The sequence below is a fragment of the Caballeronia cordobensis genome (genome assembly GCF_001544575.2).
In the GTDB taxonomy this organism is placed as follows: Bacteria; Pseudomonadota; Gammaproteobacteria; order Burkholderiales; family Burkholderiaceae; genus Caballeronia; species Caballeronia cordobensis.
This window is the reverse complement of the sequence record NZ_FCNY02000009.1, coordinates 329370-345325: the sequence shown is the minus strand read 5'-3', so window position 1 is coordinate 345325 and position 15956 is coordinate 329370. Positions and strand designations below refer to the sequence as shown.

17 protein-coding genes are annotated in these 15956 nt (G+C 65.2%); 6 read left to right on the top strand and 11 right to left on the bottom strand.

The window, feature by feature from the left end; translation table 11 throughout:
• Nucleotide 1: 1 nt before the first annotated feature.
• A complete protein-coding gene (gene selD, locus AWB70_RS19800; RefSeq protein WP_053569450.1) occupies nt 2–1057 on the bottom strand; it encodes a selenide, water dikinase SelD in 1056 nt (351 codons plus the stop codon).
• 42 nt (nt 1058–1099) lie between these two features.
• Nucleotides 1100–1663 carry a putative glycolipid-binding domain-containing protein gene (locus AWB70_RS19795; protein ID WP_053569451.1) on the bottom strand — a complete coding sequence of 188 codons (564 nt, stop codon included), beginning with the start codon at nt 1661–1663 and terminating at the stop codon, nt 1100–1102.
• A 236-nt stretch (nt 1664–1899) separates the two neighbouring features.
• On the opposite strand from AWB70_RS19795, the gene AWB70_RS19790 reads away from it, so the two are divergent.
• Nucleotides 1900–2322: a BspC domain-containing protein gene (locus AWB70_RS19790; RefSeq protein WP_053569452.1), complete on the top strand. Its 423-nt coding sequence runs from the start codon at nt 1900–1902 to the stop codon at nt 2320–2322.
• A gap of 13 nt (nt 2323–2335) precedes the next feature.
• On the opposite strand, the gene AWB70_RS19785 is transcribed toward AWB70_RS19790, so the two are convergent.
• Nucleotides 2336–2860, bottom strand: a complete 525-nt coding sequence (locus AWB70_RS19785) for an RrF2 family transcriptional regulator (protein ID WP_014250885.1) — start codon at nt 2858–2860, stop codon at nt 2336–2338.
• A gap of 411 nt (nt 2861–3271) precedes the next feature.
• Between AWB70_RS19785 and AWB70_RS19775 the strand changes: the two genes are divergently transcribed.
• Nucleotides 3272–3496 (top strand): hypothetical protein, encoded by a 225-nt coding sequence (locus AWB70_RS19775; protein WP_045455693.1) that lies wholly within the window; start codon nt 3272–3274, stop codon nt 3494–3496.
• Between the two features lie 69 nt (nt 3497–3565).
• Here the strand turns inward: AWB70_RS19775 and AWB70_RS19770 are convergent, their stop codons facing one another.
• The 5 genes from AWB70_RS19770 to AWB70_RS19755 form a co-directional block, all read right to left on the bottom strand.
• Nucleotides 3566–4357, bottom strand: coding sequence for an anti-sigma factor family protein (locus AWB70_RS19770; RefSeq protein ID WP_082378104.1), 792 nt, complete (start codon nt 4355–4357; stop codon nt 3566–3568).
• Nucleotides 4354–4875: an RNA polymerase sigma factor gene (locus AWB70_RS19765; RefSeq protein WP_014250888.1), complete on the bottom strand. Its 522-nt coding sequence runs from the start codon at nt 4873–4875 to the stop codon at nt 4354–4356. The genes AWB70_RS19770 and AWB70_RS19765 overlap by 4 nt, the downstream gene beginning before the upstream one ends.
• Before the next feature lie 46 nt (nt 4876–4921).
• Nucleotides 4922–5062 carry a hypothetical protein gene (locus AWB70_RS38790; RefSeq protein ID WP_156903125.1) on the bottom strand — a complete coding sequence of 47 codons (141 nt, stop codon included), beginning with the start codon at nt 5060–5062 and terminating at the stop codon, nt 4922–4924.
• 74 nt (nt 5063–5136) lie between these two features.
• Complete coding sequence (locus AWB70_RS19760) at nt 5137–5517, bottom strand: COG4315 family predicted lipoprotein (protein WP_041731701.1); 381 nt, start codon at nt 5515–5517, stop codon at nt 5137–5139.
• 165 nt (nt 5518–5682) lie between these two features.
• Nucleotides 5683–6681 (bottom strand): AraC family transcriptional regulator, encoded by a 999-nt coding sequence (locus AWB70_RS19755; protein ID WP_053569453.1) that lies wholly within the window; start codon nt 6679–6681, stop codon nt 5683–5685.
• Nucleotides 6682–6919: 238 nt separating this feature from the next.
• Here AWB70_RS19755 and AWB70_RS19750 point away from each other — a divergent pair, with 238 nt between their 5' ends.
• Together AWB70_RS19750 and AWB70_RS19745 are read left to right on the top strand one after the other, a co-directional pair.
• Nucleotides 6920–7972 (top strand): aldo/keto reductase, encoded by a 1053-nt coding sequence (locus AWB70_RS19750; RefSeq protein ID WP_053569454.1) that lies wholly within the window; start codon nt 6920–6922, stop codon nt 7970–7972.
• Between the two features lie 192 nt (nt 7973–8164).
• Nucleotides 8165–9346: a 4-hydroxybenzoate 3-monooxygenase gene (locus tag AWB70_RS19745; RefSeq protein WP_053569455.1), complete on the top strand. Its 1182-nt coding sequence runs from the start codon at nt 8165–8167 to the stop codon at nt 9344–9346.
• 23 nt (nt 9347–9369) lie between these two features.
• On the opposite strand, the gene AWB70_RS19740 is transcribed toward AWB70_RS19745, so the two are convergent.
• Complete coding sequence (locus AWB70_RS19740) at nt 9370–11619, bottom strand: amylo-alpha-1,6-glucosidase (RefSeq protein WP_053569456.1); 2250 nt, start codon at nt 11617–11619, stop codon at nt 9370–9372.
• Nucleotides 11620–11775: 156 nt separating this feature from the next.
• On the opposite strand from AWB70_RS19740, the gene AWB70_RS19735 reads away from it, so the two are divergent.
• Nucleotides 11776–12570: a sulfite exporter TauE/SafE family protein gene (locus tag AWB70_RS19735; RefSeq protein WP_053569457.1), complete on the top strand. Its 795-nt coding sequence runs from the start codon at nt 11776–11778 to the stop codon at nt 12568–12570.
• A 253-nt stretch (nt 12571–12823) separates the two neighbouring features.
• Nucleotides 12824–14527 carry an acid phosphatase gene (locus AWB70_RS19730; RefSeq protein ID WP_053569458.1) on the top strand — a complete coding sequence of 568 codons (1704 nt, stop codon included), beginning with the start codon at nt 12824–12826 and terminating at the stop codon, nt 14525–14527.
• A 3-nt stretch (nt 14528–14530) separates the two neighbouring features.
• Here AWB70_RS19730 and AWB70_RS19725 read toward each other — a convergent pair whose 3' ends face one another.
• Both AWB70_RS19725 and AWB70_RS19720 read right to left on the bottom strand, forming a co-directional pair.
• Entirely contained in the window at nt 14531–14923 is a 393-nt protein-coding gene (locus tag AWB70_RS19725; protein ID WP_053569459.1) for a RidA family protein, read from the bottom strand.
• A gap of 44 nt (nt 14924–14967) precedes the next feature.
• Nucleotides 14968–15867, bottom strand: coding sequence for a LysR family transcriptional regulator (locus AWB70_RS19720; RefSeq protein WP_053569460.1), 900 nt, complete (start codon nt 15865–15867; stop codon nt 14968–14970).
• Nucleotides 15868–15956 lie beyond the last annotated feature (89 nt).

Here is a 15956-nt window from a genome sequence, read left to right as displayed (position 1 = left end):
ATCAGCTCACGTCGACGCGGCTCGCGCCGTCCGTCATTTCGCCGATCACGCTGGCATCTTCGAAGCCGTCCGCGCGGAAGATGGCGAGCACGTCGTTCACGGCTTCCGGCGCGCACGACACGAGCAGGCCGCCCGAAGTCTGCGGATCGGTCAGCAAGGCGCGGGCCTCGTCCCCTTCCTTGCCCTGCGCGTTCAGCGAAACGTCATGGCCGTAAGCGTTCCAGTTGCGCCCGGACGCGCCCGTGTAGATGCCCTCGCGCACGAACTCGCGCACCTGCGGCAGCCAGGGCAAATCGGCATAGCGGATGCGCGCCGTGAGCTTCGCGCCGCGCGCGAGTTCGAGCGCATGGCCGAGCAGGCCGAAGCCGGTGACGTCGGTGAGCGCGTGCACGCCGTCGAGTTGCGCGAGTTCCGCGCCCGGCCGATTGAGCTTCGTGGTCGCATCGATCATCGCCTTGTAGCCGGCTGCATCGAGCTTTTCTTTCTTGAGCGCCGCCGACAGCACGCCGACGCCGAGCGGCTTGCCGAGCACGAGCACGTCGCCCGCGCGCGCGGCCGCGTTGCGTTTCACGCGCGACGGATGCACGATGCCGAGCGCCGCGAGCCCGTAGATCGGCTCGACGGAATCGATGGAATGCCCGCCCGCGACGGGAATGCCCGCTTCGGCGCACACTGCTTCGCCGCCCTTCAGCACTTGCGCGATGACCTCGTGCGGCAGCACGTTGATCGGCATGCCGACGAGCGCGAGCGCGAGGATCGGCTTGCCGCCCATCGCGTAGACATCGGAGAGCGCATTGGTCGCGGCGATGCGGCCGAAGTCGAACGGATCGTCGACGATCGGCATGAAGAAGTCCGTGGTCGCGACGATCGCCTGCTCGTCGTTGAGCTTGTAGACGGCGGCGTCGTCGGCGGTGTCGTTGCCGACGAGAAGATTCGGAAACGCGGGCAGCGGCGTCGTGCGTTTGAGCAGATCGGCGAGCAAGCCGGGCGCGATCTTGCAGCCGCAGCCGCCGCCGTGGGACAGGCTCGTGAGACGGGGGAAAGTGGTGTCGGTCATCGTGGCAATCGTCCGAAGCGGTTCGAAGCGGAGGTGCGCTTATTATCGCCGGATGCGCGTATAGAGGCCGGGATAGTCGAGCACGAGGCCGTCTTCATCGACGGTGATATCTGCCGTGAAGCCCGTATCGAGCCCTTCGTAGCGATAGCAGCGATCCGGCTCGAGGCACGTGTACGCCTGCTCCACGGCGCTCACGCTGAGCTCGGGCACGCGCACGTAGACGACGCGAATCACGCGCCGCTCGCCGCGTTCGAGCCGCAGACGGCGGATCGGCAAGGTGTTGGTGAAAGGCGTCGCGGTGATGTCCACATCGATGCAGCCGCGCAGCAGTTCGTGCGCTTCGCCGTTCGCACCGCTCCACGCATGCGCGTCGCCGTTGTCGCCGCCCTTGCGATGCAGATCGAGCGTTGCGCCGCCCGCGAGCTTGAGCGCGAGACGCGTGACCTGCCAGCGCGCATCGCACTCGATGCGATAGACGAGGCCGAAGGCATGCGCCTCGTCTTCGCCCACGACCGCGCTTTCGATCACGGCGCCATCCGGCGACTCGTTCAGAACCAGATATTCGAGCCCCGTGCCGTCCTGTTGCGACCATTGCACCGCTTTCATTGCGCACCTCGCCGCCGAGTTCGTCCGATTCGAAGGATACAACGCCCCGCGCGATGCTTTCGATCGGCATTCGGAATGCGCAATTCACTCGACGTGACAAAACTTCACACGGTATACTTCGCGCCATTCCAGCGCAGGCGCGCGCCTCCCTCACAGCGCCATTCACGCGATCCGTGTCCTTGGCGATCCCGCGCTCTGCCCGCCCGTTCCGAACGCCCTTTTTCATCGTTCATCGCATGAAGAACATGCTTGCCCCCGTCTTGTGCGCGCTCGCGCTGTCCGCGTCGATGTTTCAGTTCGCCGAAGCGCAGGAAGCGCGAGATCTGCCCGAGGATTATTCGTATCTGACGAAGCTCCACGTGCCGGAATCCGTCGCGCAATGCGTCGCCGCTTTCGATCGCTGGGTCGAGAACGCGCCGAAGTACGACACGCTGATCGTCCCCGACCGGCGCGTGCTGTCCGCGAAAATCGACGACGATACTGCGATCTTCAGCGTCGGCAACCCGATTCCCGTGGACAAGGTGATCGTGATGCGCGCCTTTGCGAAGGCGCGCGGCAAGGAACAATGGACGCGCGTGGATAGCCGTTGCGGCGTGCGCGATGGTCACGTGGTCGGCGTGTCGCTCACGCCGAACATGAAGCCGAGGATCGTCCGCTAGTCCGGCTCGAACCTCAGGTTCTGCCCGCGCGCCGCTGGTGGGTGCGCTCGTCCAGCCACTTGACGACCTGCGGCGCGAACGTGCGCGGCGCCTTGGCATGCAAGCGGTCCGCGAGATCGGAGATGCGGTCCGCCGCCAGCGCCTCGCGCATGCGCTTCTCGGCATTCTTCATCACCGCGTGAACCGCGCAGACGCCGCTCGTCGCCCAGGGCGGCGCGTCTTCGCCGAACACGGCGCAGCGCGCGCGAATCTCTCTGCAGTCGAAAAGCGGCTTGTCGCCGTCGATCGCGTCCACGACATCGAGCACGCTGATCTCACGCGACGGCCGCGCGAGCGCGAAACCGCCACGCGCGCCTTCCGTCGCCACCACGAGCCCGGCCTTGTGCAGCTTGGTGAAGAGCTTCGCGACATACTCCGCCGGCACGCCCTGCAACTCAGCGAGGTCGCGCACGCTCGCCTCGCGCACGCCGTGCGGGGGCTCCGCGAGATACAGCATGCAATGCAGCGCATACTCGACGCCCGTGCTGATGTGAGACATGTTCACTCCGACATTTCGAATCGGAGTTCAGGATAACGCGTTGCGCGCCCGCTTGCAACGGGCGCGTCGCGTCGCGCCGCTTCCTTTCAGGCGGCCGTTGCAATTATTTCAGGTTACACGTTTGCTTACAAACGAACACGGCTTGTCATTTTGCGAACCGCTAAATTGGTTCTCACGGATTCACAGGGAGAAACCAATGAAGAAACTAGCGATCCTGGCAGCGTTGGGCGTGTTGCTGACTAGCGCGCTGTCGGGCTGCATCGTCGTGCCGGATGGCGGCGGATATCACCATCATCATGGCTATTACCGCGATTGAACCCGCACTGAATCGACCCACTGAACTCTTACCCGATGCATCGCAGTTCCGTGCGCGCATCGGTTGAACGGGCACACGAGAAAGGAGCCAACATCATGAACAAGACGAAAAAGAGCCTGCTGATCGCCTCCCTCGCCGCCGCGCTGGGCATGGGCCTCGCGAACGTCGCTTCGGCGGACATGCATCGCCCCGCGCCGCATCACGTGAACGTCGGCTGGCATGGCGACCGCTACTGGGATGGTCATCGTTACTGGCAGCGCAGCGAGTGGGAGCGTCATCACCACCGCGTTGCACCGCCGCCGCCGCATCGTTATTACTAAGCCGGCCTGCGCATGAAGAAAGGCCGCAGCGAATCGTTTTCGCTGCGGCCTTTTTCTTGGATCGACGGCTCACCAGTTTTTGGGATCGCCGCCGAGCTCCTTGCAGGTGTCATAGGCGATCGCCTGCAGCTTCGCCTCGCCGATCTGCCCCGAGAGCGCATAGCCGACCCGGTTCCACGCCCAGTAGAACGTCGTGCGCTGACCGTCCTTCAGCATCCGGATACGGTTGTCATTCCCGCGGATCGTGGCGGTCGTCATGTAGAGCGTGAGGCGCTCGCCCGCCGCGTTCTGGTACATGAACTGCGCGGCGGGCCCCTCTTCGTCCGGCAACAGGCGTCCGCCGACGAGCTGAAAACCGTACTCGGCCAGCGACGGAATCGTCACCGCGCGATTGAGCCGCTTCGAGAGCCACGTGACCAGATGATCCTGCTGCGACGCCGCCACTTCCACCGCATGCCGCTGCTCGGGCGCGTACACCGCATACGCGATATCCGCGCGCTCCGCGAAGCGCGGCTTCTCGCCGAGCGCGGGCAGAAGCATGTGCATCAGATACCCGCACGCGATGCCGACGACCAGAAAGCACGCCGCGATCAGATAGCGCTCGCGCGAGCGCGGCCGCAGCCGAACCACTTGCGGCTCGGTCTGATCGGCGAACAGCGCGCGCAGCGCATTGTCCTGCGCGCGATACGCATCGACGGTCGCCTGGCTCGCGGGATCGGCCGCGATGCGCGCGGCCACGGCGTCGCGCTCGTCGCCGGGCAGTTCGTCGTCGATAAAGGCGGACAGCGCCTGCAGATCGCGATCGGGCTTCGGCGGCCCCATACGGTCGCCGCCTTCGGATGGACGGTCTTGATTCGTCATGAGCGGCTCACCACTTTCAGCGACGCCGACGCCTTGCGGCCCGGTTCCTCGCCGAGCAGAACGCGCATGTGCTCCCGCGCCCGCGAAAGGCGCGACATCACGGTTCCGGTCGGCACGTTCAACACCACGGAGGCCTCCTGATAACTCATTTCCTCGACACACACGAGCAGCATCACTTCGCGCTGCTCGACCGGTAGACAGTACAGCGCGCGCTGCACGTCGCGCAGCACGAGGCCGTCGATTTCCCCGCGCGGCGCGGCCATGTGCCGCCAGGGCGCGGTTTCGTCGTCGACCGCGATGTCGCGGCGCCCGCGCAACTGGTCGATATACAGATTGCGCATGATCGTGAATAGCCACGCGCGTAGATTCGTGCCGGCCTGGAACGATTTCGCGCGGTTGAGCGCGCGCTCGGTCGCGTCCTGCACCAGATCGTCGGCCCAGGCGCGGTCTCCCGTCAGGGCGCGCGCATAGCGCCGCAACTGCGGCAGATGCGCGAGCAGGTCGCTCTCGAAGCTCAAGGCCGCGCGTCCGTCTGCGCGCGCGACGCAATGAAAGCCCGCGTCATCAGTAGCTGCCTCCGCCCGCCGGCGCGCTCGGCGCGCCCGATGATCCCGGCGCACTTTGCGTGCCGGTCGCGCAACCGGCCGCGCCGAATGCGAGGCCGAGCGCGATCAGGAGCGCCGTCACTCCGATCGATCGTTTCATGATCCATACCCGTTGATTGATAGACCGGCGGACTCGCCGGTTTATTCCGCGAGTCCGCCGCGATGCGAACGCTTTCAGGGCTTCACGACATGCCAGACGTCGCGGAAGTTGTCCCCGTTCTTGTCGCCGGGCTTCGTGTCCTTCGCGAAGCGATAGACGCGCTTGCCGTCGTAGGCCCATTGCTTGCCGCCATCGGCGGATTCCATGGTCCATTTGCCGCTCGGCTTGTCCGAATCGCTTGCCATGGCGGCGGGCCACGCCTGCGCGCAGCCGCCCGTGCAGGCGCTCGCGCCGCCTTTGGTGTCCTTGTCGAAGGTATAGAGCGTCATGCCGTTTTCATCGACATACATGCCGTTGGCTTCCTTCGGCGCCGCGGCTTGCGCGGACGAAGCGAGCGAGGCGAACACGGTTGCGACCGTTGCGGCAGCGGCGAACATCTGGATGCGCTTCTTCATTTCATCTTTCCTGTTGTAGAAGTATCCGTAGAACGTTCGTAAGCGCTGCACTATTCCGCGGACGATGAAATAAATCGATGCGGCAGCGCCTTCGCATCGGCTGTCGGCAATCCATTCAAGACCATTCGCGCGCGCTCGGCCAGGGGTTCATCGAAATATTGTTGTTCAGGCGCCGGCCGCGGCCGCCGTCGCATCGCGCCAGCGGCGGGTATCGCGCAGCGGCGGCGCGCCGAACAGGCGGCTGTATTCGCGGCTGAACTGAGACGCGCTCTCGTAGCCCACGCGATGCGCGGCCGTGGCGGCGTCGACAATATCGAGCATCATCAGGCGGCGCGCTTCCTGCAGCCGCAACTGCTTCTGATACTGCAGCGGGCTCATGGCGGTGACGGCCTTGAAATGATGATGCAGCGACGACACGCTCATGTGCACGTCGCGCGCGATATCTTCCACACGCAGCGGCTGATCGAAATTCTGGCGCAGTAACTGAATGGCCTTGGCGATGCGCTGCGTCTGGCTGTCCTGCAGCGCGATCTGACGCAGCCGCGCGCCCGAGCCGTTCATCAGCAGCCGATAGAGAATCTCGCGCTTCACGAGCGGCGCGAGAATCGGCACATCTTCGGGGTGATCGACGAGGTGCAACAGGCGCAGGACCGCGTCGAGCATCGTGTTGCCGAGGCGGTTCACGTACAGGCCGCGCGATGCGTCGGCCTGCGTCGCGGGCGGCAGGTGTTCGTCCTGGATCAGCGACGTGATTTCGTCGACATCGAGATCGAGCCGCATGCCCAGATACGGCTCCGATTCGCTCGCCACCGAGACCTGCCCGCACACGGGCAAATCCACCGACGACACCAGATAGTGCATCGGATCGTAAATATAGACCTCGTCGCCGACCATGAGACGCTTGCTGCCTTGCGCAATCAGCGCGAGCGCCGGTGTCTGGATGCCATGCTTCGGCCCGCCCGGATTCATGATGCGATGCAGGAAAAGTCCCGGCACCGGCGTTTCGACCGAGCCCTCGCAACCGATGGTGAAACGGTCGAGCAGCGCGACGAGGTCGAGCCGCGCCTGATCCAGCGCGGCATCGGCCGTGCCGCCGTGGCGGCCCTCTCTCGGCTGGTCGTGACTGTCTTTTCCGGCGAGGCCGGGCGTGTCGTTCAAAGCCATGATTCGCGGACTATTTCGAGATGGGAGGAGTCCGACTAGCTTACTCGCGCCCGCGCGGGATTGCTCGGGGCCGCCCTGCGCGTTTGCAGGAACAGGCAAGGATCGAACAGGATCAGGCTATGACCCGGCCGCGCGCCGGGACGATACTGCATTGCCTGTGCGGATCGCCTCGTCTTGCTCGTGCGATGCCGCGCCCTATCCGTCACCCGGCGTCACTCGGCGTCACTCGGGAGCAACCATGCGCTACAGGAAATTCGGCAATACCGGTCTTTTCGTCTCCGAACTGTGCTTGGGCACGATGACCTTCGGCGGCGGCACCGGCGGAATCTGGGACAACATCGGGCAGTTGCAGCAGGCGGAGGCGGACGCGCTGATCGGGCGCTCGCTCGACGCGGGCATCAATTTCATCGATACCGCCGATGTCTATGCCGACGGCCGCTCCGAAATCATCACCGGTCAGGCGTTGAAGAACCTGAAGGTGCCGCGCGAAAACGTGGTCGTCGCGACGAAGATTCTCGGCGAAACCGGCACCAAGGGGGCGAATTCGCGGGGTGCGTCGCGCTATCACATCATCGACGGCGTGAAGGCGAGTCTGAAGCGCCTTCAACTCGATCACGTCGATCTGTACCAGATTCACGGCTTCGATCCGGCGACGCCGATCGAGGAAACCCTGCGCGCGCTCGACAATCTCGTGCAGCACGGGCATGTGCGCTATATCGGCGTGTCGAACTGGGCCGCGTGGCAGATCATGAAGGCGCTCGGCATTTCGGAACGGCTCGGGCTCGCGCGCTTCGAGTCGCTCCAGGCGTATTACACGATCGCGGGCCGCGACCTGGAGCGCGAGATCGTGCCGCTGCTGCAAAGCGAGAACGTCGGCCTGATGGTGTGGAGTCCGCTCGCGGGCGGCCTGCTGTCCGGCAAGTACACGCGCGACGGCGGCAAGGAAGAAGGTAGCCGCCGCACCAAGTTCGATTTTCCGCCCGTCAATGTCGAACGCGCGCATGACTGCGTCGACGTGATGCGCCGCGTGGCCGAGGCCAAAGGCGTGTCGGTCGCGCAGGTCGCGCTGGCGTGGCTGCTGCATCAGAAGGCGGTGTCTAGCGTGATCATCGGCGCGAAACGCGTGGAGCAACTGGACGACAACATCGCAGCGACGAAGGTCCGGCTCAACGCGGACGAACTCGCTGCACTCGACGAAGTGAGCCAGTTGCCCGCCGAATATCCCGGCTGGATGCTCACGCGGCAGGGCGAATACCGGCGCAATCAGTTGAAGGAAGAGCGCGCGGAGTGAGTGTCAAGGCGCGGGCGGCGTCCAACGCCGCCCGCTTAACGTAGGGATTTACCCTCAGTTCGGGACGTTTTCGGCCCATTTTGGGCCTTTATCTCAAAAACAGATAGACCCTATCTTCGCTATCGCATTGCGGCATAAGGCCGCTTTTCCGACACTGTACGCACAACATCACCACTGCCTCACGGAGACATCATGCGTACACAAGTCGGCATTATCGGCGCGGGCCCCGCCGGACTCCTTCTCTCCCATCTGCTGCATCTGCGCGGCATCGAATCGGTCGTGCTCGAAGCGCGCAGCCAGAACGATATCGAATCGACCATTCGCGCCGGCGTGCTCGAACAAGGCACGATGGACACGCTCAGCCAGGCCGGCCTCGGCGCACGCATGCAGGCCGAAGGCGCGCTGCATCACGGCTTCGAGCTCGCGTTCGAGGGCCAGCGACGCCGCATTGCGCTGACCGAACTGACCGGACATTCGATCACGGTGTACGCGCAGCACGAAGTCATCAAGGATCTCGTCGCGGCGCGGCTGGCGGCGAATGGCGCGCTCAAGTTCAACGTGTCGAACGTGTCGCTGCACGACTTCCACGAGGGCAGCGACCGCAATCCGCGCATCAAGTATCAGCACGAAGGCCGCGACGAAGAACTCGAATGCGATTTCATCATCGGTTGCGACGGCTCGCAGGGCGTGGCGCGCCAGTGCATTCCCGAGGCGGTGCGGCAGGACTATCAGCGTATCTATCCGTTCGGCTGGTTCGGCATTCTGGTCGAAGCGCCGCCCTCTTCCGACGAACTCATCTACGCGCGCCACGACCGCGGCTTCGCGCTCATCAGCACGCGCTCGCCGGGCGTACAGCGCATGTATTTCCAGTGCGATCCGAAGGATTCCGTCGATGCCTGGTCGGACGACCGCATCTGGGCCGAACTGCACGCACGCGTGGATACCGCCGATGGCTGGCAGATCACGGAAGGCAAGATCTTCCAGAAGAATATCGTCGGCATGCGCAGCTTCGTTTCCACGCCGATGCAGTCCGGCAAGCTCTTTCTCGCCGGCGACGCCGCGCACATCGTGCCGCCGACCGGCGCGAAAGGCCTGAACCTCGCGGTGTCGGACGTGCGCGTGCTGAACGCCGCGCTCGTCGATTTCTACAAGGAAGGCCACAGCGACAAGCTCGCCCGCTACACCGAGACGGCGCTCAAGCGCGTGTGGCGCGCCGAGCATTTCTCGTGGTGGATGACGCGCATGCTGCACAAGCTCGACGACACCTCGCCGTTCGAGCAGCGGCTGCAAGTGGCGGAACTCGAACACGTGACGACCTCGCGCGCCGCCGCCACGGCGCTCGCGGAAAACTACGTCGGCAGCGTGGCGGTTTAAGCCGGTTTAAACCGCTCGCCGCTTCAGAGCACGGCGACGACCCGCACGTCGCCGTCCACCGACGGAATCACCTGCCCGCCGACGCGCCGGAAGGTGATCGTGGCGATCTTGTCGCCGAGGCGCAGATCGCCGATTTCCAGCCAGTCGATACCCTCGGGCAGTTGCGGCCGGTCGATGCGCACTTCGTCGTTAATGGCGTCGACGGTCACGCCGAGACACGCTTCCAGAACCATGAAAGGCGCACCCGCCGCCCAGGCTTGCGGCAGGCATGCGACCGGATATGCAATCGGCCGCTCGCCGCGCTGGCGCGTGAATCCGCAAAACAGCTCCGGCAGACGCATGTCGAAGGTGACGGCCGCTTCGAACAGCGATTGCAGCAAGCCCACGGCCGCGCCGCGCTCGCCGTAACGCGCGAGACCGCGCGCGCACAGCGCCGTGTCGTGCGGCCACACGGAGCCGTTGTGATACGACATCGGATTGAAGCGCGGCTGGCTCGCGGCCAGCGTGCGCACGCCCCAGCCGGTATGAAAGAGCGTCGATTCGAGCTGACGCGCGACGGCTTCGCCACGCTTGCGCTCGACGAGATCGAACGCAAGCAGATGCCCCGCGTTCGATGAGAGCACGCGGCACAGTTCGCCCTTGCCGTCGAGCGCGATGCCGTAAAAGTCCATCTCCGGCATCCAGTACATCTCCTCCACGCGTTCGCGAATGTGCCGCGCGCGCCGCTCGTAGTCGCCCGCCTGCTCGTCTTCGCCACGCTCGCGGGCGAGGCGCGCCATCGTGGAAAACGCGGTGGACGCGTACGCCTGCACTTCAACCAGCGCGATCGGCCCGATCGGGAATTTGCCGTCCGCGTGGAAAACGGAATCCTGACTGTCCTTCCAGCCCTGATTCGCGAGACCGTGCTCCGACGCGCGCTGATAGTCGAGCAGGCCGTGCGGGTTCTTGTCGCAATGGCGCGCGACCCATTGCGCCGCGAGTTGCAGCGCCGGCCAGATTTCATCGATCAGCTCGCGGTCGCCGGTACGCTCCACGTAGGCGCCCGCCAGCACGATGAAGAGCGGCGTGCTGTCCACGCCGCCGTAGTACAGCGCGAACGGCACCTCGCCGGTCGCGGCCATTTCGCTCTTGCGCGTCTCATGCATGATCTTGCCGATTTCGGCATCGCGAAACGCGGAGTCCTCTCGCGCCTGATGGGCGGCGAGAAAGCGCAGCACGCCGCGCGCGAGCGTGGGATGCAGCCAGAGCATCTGCAGCGACGTGATGATGGCGTCGCGGCCGAACGCCGTCGAAAACCAAGGGATGCCTGCGTACGGATAAGGGCCGGTTTCGAGATCGGTGGTGAGCAGGCCCAGGTCGGCGAGCGAACGGTCGATCCATTCGCTGAAGAGCGGATTGCTCGAGCGCACGCGCGCGCTGGCGCGGCGCCGGTCCCGCATGCGGCGATGCGCCTCGACGAGCGCCTCGCGAATCGCCGGGCGGCCTGATTCGGGCGCACACTCGGCCGCTTCCGCCGCGTTGCGCTTGCTTTCCTCACTGGCGTCTGACAGGGCGTGCGTCACAGCCGTCACCGACAGATACATGGAGATCGCGGTTTCCGACTGGATATGCAGCGCGTAATCCGCGCGCGTCGGCGAGAGCACGTCCGGCGCGGGCGTGAACTGGATACGCGCCGTGCGTTCCACTTCATCGAGTCCGACATAACGCAGCACCACTTCGCCGTTCTCGATCTCCGGCGGCCGCAGAGTGCCGCGCTTGCCGCGCGTCGCGCCGCGCACCTCGAACATGTCCAGGAAGTCCGCCGCGAAGGAAATCGAAAGCGGCACGGTGGAGGGCTCGGTGCCGTAGTTCGTGAGCACGATGCTCTCGTGCAGTACATGCCCCGACAGCACGCGCTTGCGCTCGACGTGAATCACGCCCTCGGGCGTGCGCGCCCCGCCGATCGGCGGCAACGGGCGGTTCGTCAGGTGCGCGGTGAACACGGCGTTGTCGCTCGATACGCTGCCCGAAAGCAGCGACGGCGCGCGGCCGCCGAAGGTCAGCACCAGTTCCGAGAGCACGCGCGTGTCGTTGACGAAAAGTCCGTCGTCGTGGCCGCGGATGTCGCCGTTCGCGTCGTACACGGCGAAGGTGTTGCCCGACTTCAGCACGAACTGGCGCTCGCTCGGCATGCTGGCGTGCTCGGTGGGGATGAACGCTTCGTCCGCCAGTCTGGCCTGCGACTGCTGGATCTGTTCCTGCACCTGTTCCTGCGTCTGTTGCTGTGTATTCATCGCACCTTCCTGAAAGTGATCTGCAGGGTGTTTCGTAAGCTTCCGCAAATGCGCGCCCATGCCTCTCTCGCGCGCTTCCTGAAGCAAGTGAGCCGCTTACCCGCTATCATCGACGGTTTTTCGACCCAACCACGCCTGACGGGTTCTCCGCGCGCAATGTCATTTCCGCATATCGACTTACTTTATTCTGCCTCAGGGCTCGCGGTAGGGTTCCTGGTCGGCCTGACGGGCGTGGGCGGCGGTTCGCTGATGACGCCGCTGCTCGTGCTGCTGTTCGGCATTCACCCCGCGACGGCAGTGGGCACCGACCTGCTGTACGCCGCCGCGACCAAGACCGCCGGCACGCTCGTGCACGGCATCAAGGGCTCGGTCGACTGGCGCATCACCGGCCGTCTCGCGGCGGGCAGCGTGCCGGCCGCCGCCATCACACTGTATTTCCTGCATGAGCACGGCATTGCATCGCCAGGCACCGCGCGGCTCATCCAGCTTATTCTCGGCACCGCGCTGCTCATTACCGCCGTCTCGCTGATTTTCCGGCCGCAACTCGCGCGCTTCGCCTATAAAAAGGGCCACGGCCGCCCCGAACACCCGGTGCGCACCGCCGCCTGGACCGTTGCGACCGGCGCGATACTCGGCATGCTGGTCTCCATTACCTCCGTGGGCGCGGGCGCGATCGGCGTGACCGTGCTGCTCCTGCTCTATCCGCGTCTCGCGACGGTGCGCATCGTCGGCTCCGACGTGGCGCACGCCGTGCCGCTGACGCTGATTGCCGGCGCGGGCCACTGGATGCTCGGCTCGGTCGACTGGTCGCTGCTCGCTTCGCTTCTCGTCGGCTCGATTCCGGGCATTGCCATTGGCAGCATGCTGTCCTCCAAGGCGCCGGAAGCGCTGCTGCGCCATGTGCTCGCCGCGACGCTGGTTCTCGTCGGAGCTAAGCTCGTATTCAGTTGATGTTAGTCACCCTGCATTGCGGTTTCCAGTCGGCCAAAAGACATAGGCCGAGTCGCACGTCGTTCTGATTTTTCTCCTATGCCGTTCGGCCAGCTTTCACGCAACCGGCCGTTGCGGCATCATTGCCGCTCAATCGACCCGTCAGCCGCAGGACGGTCGAATGGGGGCGCCGTGTACAGGCGCGTCATCTTTCGGTGCCGATCATGCAGGCGCGCGCCATCGGCGTGTGCGCCTATTCACGAGGAGTCAGGCGATGAATGAGCACGACCATCCGCAAAACGAGCTTCCCTCCAGCAACGACAACGACACCCCTTCCGGCGACGCCCCTGCGGACCCCGCACGGCGCCGGCTGCTCGCGGCGGGCGTCGGCATCGCAGGCCTGTCGCTCGGCGGGTGCAATCTGTTCGACCAAAAGCCGGCCACGCCCAAGACCGCGGCTGACCTCGCGCTCGATCGCACGCTCGCGGCCAAAGTGCGGAACATCGTCGTGATTTACGCCGAAAATCGCAGCTTCACGAATCTCTACGGCGACTATCCGGGCGTGCAGTATCCGCTGTCGGCGGTGCCCGCTTCTCGCTACGTGCAACTCGATCGCGACGGCGCCACGCCCATGCCCACCCTGCCGAAAATCTGGGGCGGGCTCGTGCCGCAGGCGCAAGAGGTCGACGGCAAGCGCTACGCGATCACCGAGCCGCAGATCGCCGGTCTGCGCAACGCGCCCTTTCAGATCATGGACGCGCAGGGCGCGCCGCTGCCCAATTCCGTCATCACGCGGGATCTCGTGCATCGCTTTTACCAGAACCAGATGCAGATCAACGCCGGCCGCAACAATCAGTTCGCGGCCTGGGGCGATTCGGGCGGACTCGTCATGGGCCATTACCGGAACTCGCCCGACACGCTCAGGCTGTGGGGGCTGGCGCAGCAATACACGCTCTGCGACAACTTCTTCATGTCGGCATTCGGCGGCTCGTGGCTGAACCATATCTTCCTGATTTCGGCGCAGGCGCCCTTCTATCCGGATGCGAAGAGCGGACCGGCGGCGAAGCTGCTCGCGGTCATCGAGGGCGACGACCCCAAGGGCACGCGCCTGAAGCTCGCGCCGGATTCGCCCCAATCAGCGCTCCAGGGACCGCCCAAATACGTGCGCGACGGCGCGCTCACCGCCGACGGCTACGCGGTCAACACCATGTTTCCGCCGTATCAGCCGAGCAACGTGCCGCCCCCGCAAGGCGGCGATCCGCGTTTCGCCGACAGATCGAACGCGCTCGTGCTGCCGCCGCAGACCTACGCGACCATCGGCGATCGTCTGTCGGAGAGGAACGTCGACTGGGCATGGTATTCCGGCGCCTGGCAGTATGCGCTGGAGCATCGCGACACCGGCGCCGTGCCGGATTTTCAGTATCACCATCAGCCGTTCAATTACTTCGCGAACTTCGCGCCGGGTACGGCCGCGCGCGCACAGCATCTGCGTGACGCCGGTCTCGGCGACGATCCATCGACGAACAAGCTGCTCGCCGACATCGATGCAGGCCGCCTGCCGACCGTCACGTTCTACAAGCCGCAGGGCAATCTCAACATGCACGCGGGGTACGCCGACATCGCCTCGGGCGACCGCCATATCTCGAACGTGATCGAGCACATCCGGCGCGGGCCGCAGTGGCAGAACACCGTGATCGTCGTCACCGTCGACGAAAACGGCGGCTGGTGGGATCACGTGTCGCCGCCGAAGGGCGATCGCTGGGGTCCCGGCTCGCGCATTCCGGCGCTCGTGATTTCGCCCTTCGCCAAAAAGGGCTACGTCGATCACACGGTCTACGACACGAACTCGATCCTGCGCTTCATCTCGCGCGTGCACGATCTCGCACCGCTCGAAGGCGTCGCGGCGCGGGATCGCGCGTTCGCGGCGAATGGCGAGACGCCACTCGGCGACCTGACGAATCCGCTGGATCTGGCCTAACGGCTACGCGCGCTCGACCCAGGCGCGCGCGGAAATTTCCAGCAGATAGCCGTAGTGCAGCGCGCCGACGGGCACGACGGCGCGCGCCGGCTTCCACGCGCCGAAGTGGCGCGCGTAAATCTCGTTGAAGGCCTTCCAGTGCTCGACGCCGACGAGATACACCGTCACTTCGATGCAGTCCGAAAAACCCGCGCCCGCCGCTTCGAGCACGGTTCGCAGGTTCGACAGCGTCTGCTCGGCCTGCGCTTCGAACGGCAGGTCGCCGGTATGCGTGCCGTCGGGGCGGACCGGCAACTGACCGGAGACGCAGACGAGGTTGCCCGCGCGCGTAGCGTGGCTGTAGTGGCCGGCGGGAATGGGCAGGCCGGGCGCGGTGATGGTTTCGATCGGTGGCATGGTCGGGTTCGGGTGGGTTGGGTTGAATCGGCGGGCAGCGCGCATCAGAGTTCGAGCCTGCTCGCGAGGAAATCGAGAAATGCGCGCGAGCGGACCGCCATCGATTCGCTCTGGTAATACACCGCGTTGACCGGCTGGCGCACGTCTTCGAGGATGTCGTCGAGTATCGTGCGCAAGCGGCCCGCGCGCACGTCGGCGGCGGTCATGAACTCGGCGAGGCAGGCAATGCCGCCGCCATCGAGTGCAAGCTGCCGTATCGTCTCGCCGCTCGATGCCGCGATCGCCGGGCGGATCGACACGAACGACGCGCCGCGGCCGTCGCGCGTGTCGGCGAGCGGCCAGTCGTTGAGACTTTCGGGCGCGGTGAAACCGATCAGGCGCGCGCGCATCAGTTCGTCGATGTCGCGCGGCTCGCCGTGTTCCGCGAGATAAGCGGGACTCGCCAGCACGCGCAGACGGCTGCTGCCGAGCGCGCGGGCGCGCAGCGTCGAATCCTGGAGCGCGCCGATGCGAATGGCGATATCCACGCGCTGCTCCAGCAAGTCCACGATGCGCTCGTTGCTCGTCAATTCCAGCGTGATCTCCGGATACAGCGCCGCGAACGCCTGCACGTGCGGCACGATGCAGTGAAGCACGAACGGCGAGGCCGCGTCCACGCGCAGCCTTCCGGCGGGCCGCTCGCGATGGCGCGCCATCGTTTCTTCGGCATCTTCCATCGCCGCGAGGATGGCACGGGCGCGCGCGAGAAAAAGCTCGCCTTCGTCGGTCAGTTGCAGACGGCGCGTCGTGCGGCGCACGAGCGTCGCATCGAGCTTCTTCTCCAGCCGCGTCAATGTGCGGCTCACGCCAGATACCGTCTGCTGAAGCATTTCGGCGGCGGCCGTCATCGAACCGGCGTCGATCACCGTGACGAAAACGAGCAGTTCATCCGTGTTGGTCTTCAAATTATTGATTCGAAGTCAAGTTTCATTTGAGACTATCACTGTTTTTGCGAAAGTCGAAGCGGTCCATACTGCATTCATCGCAGTTTGAA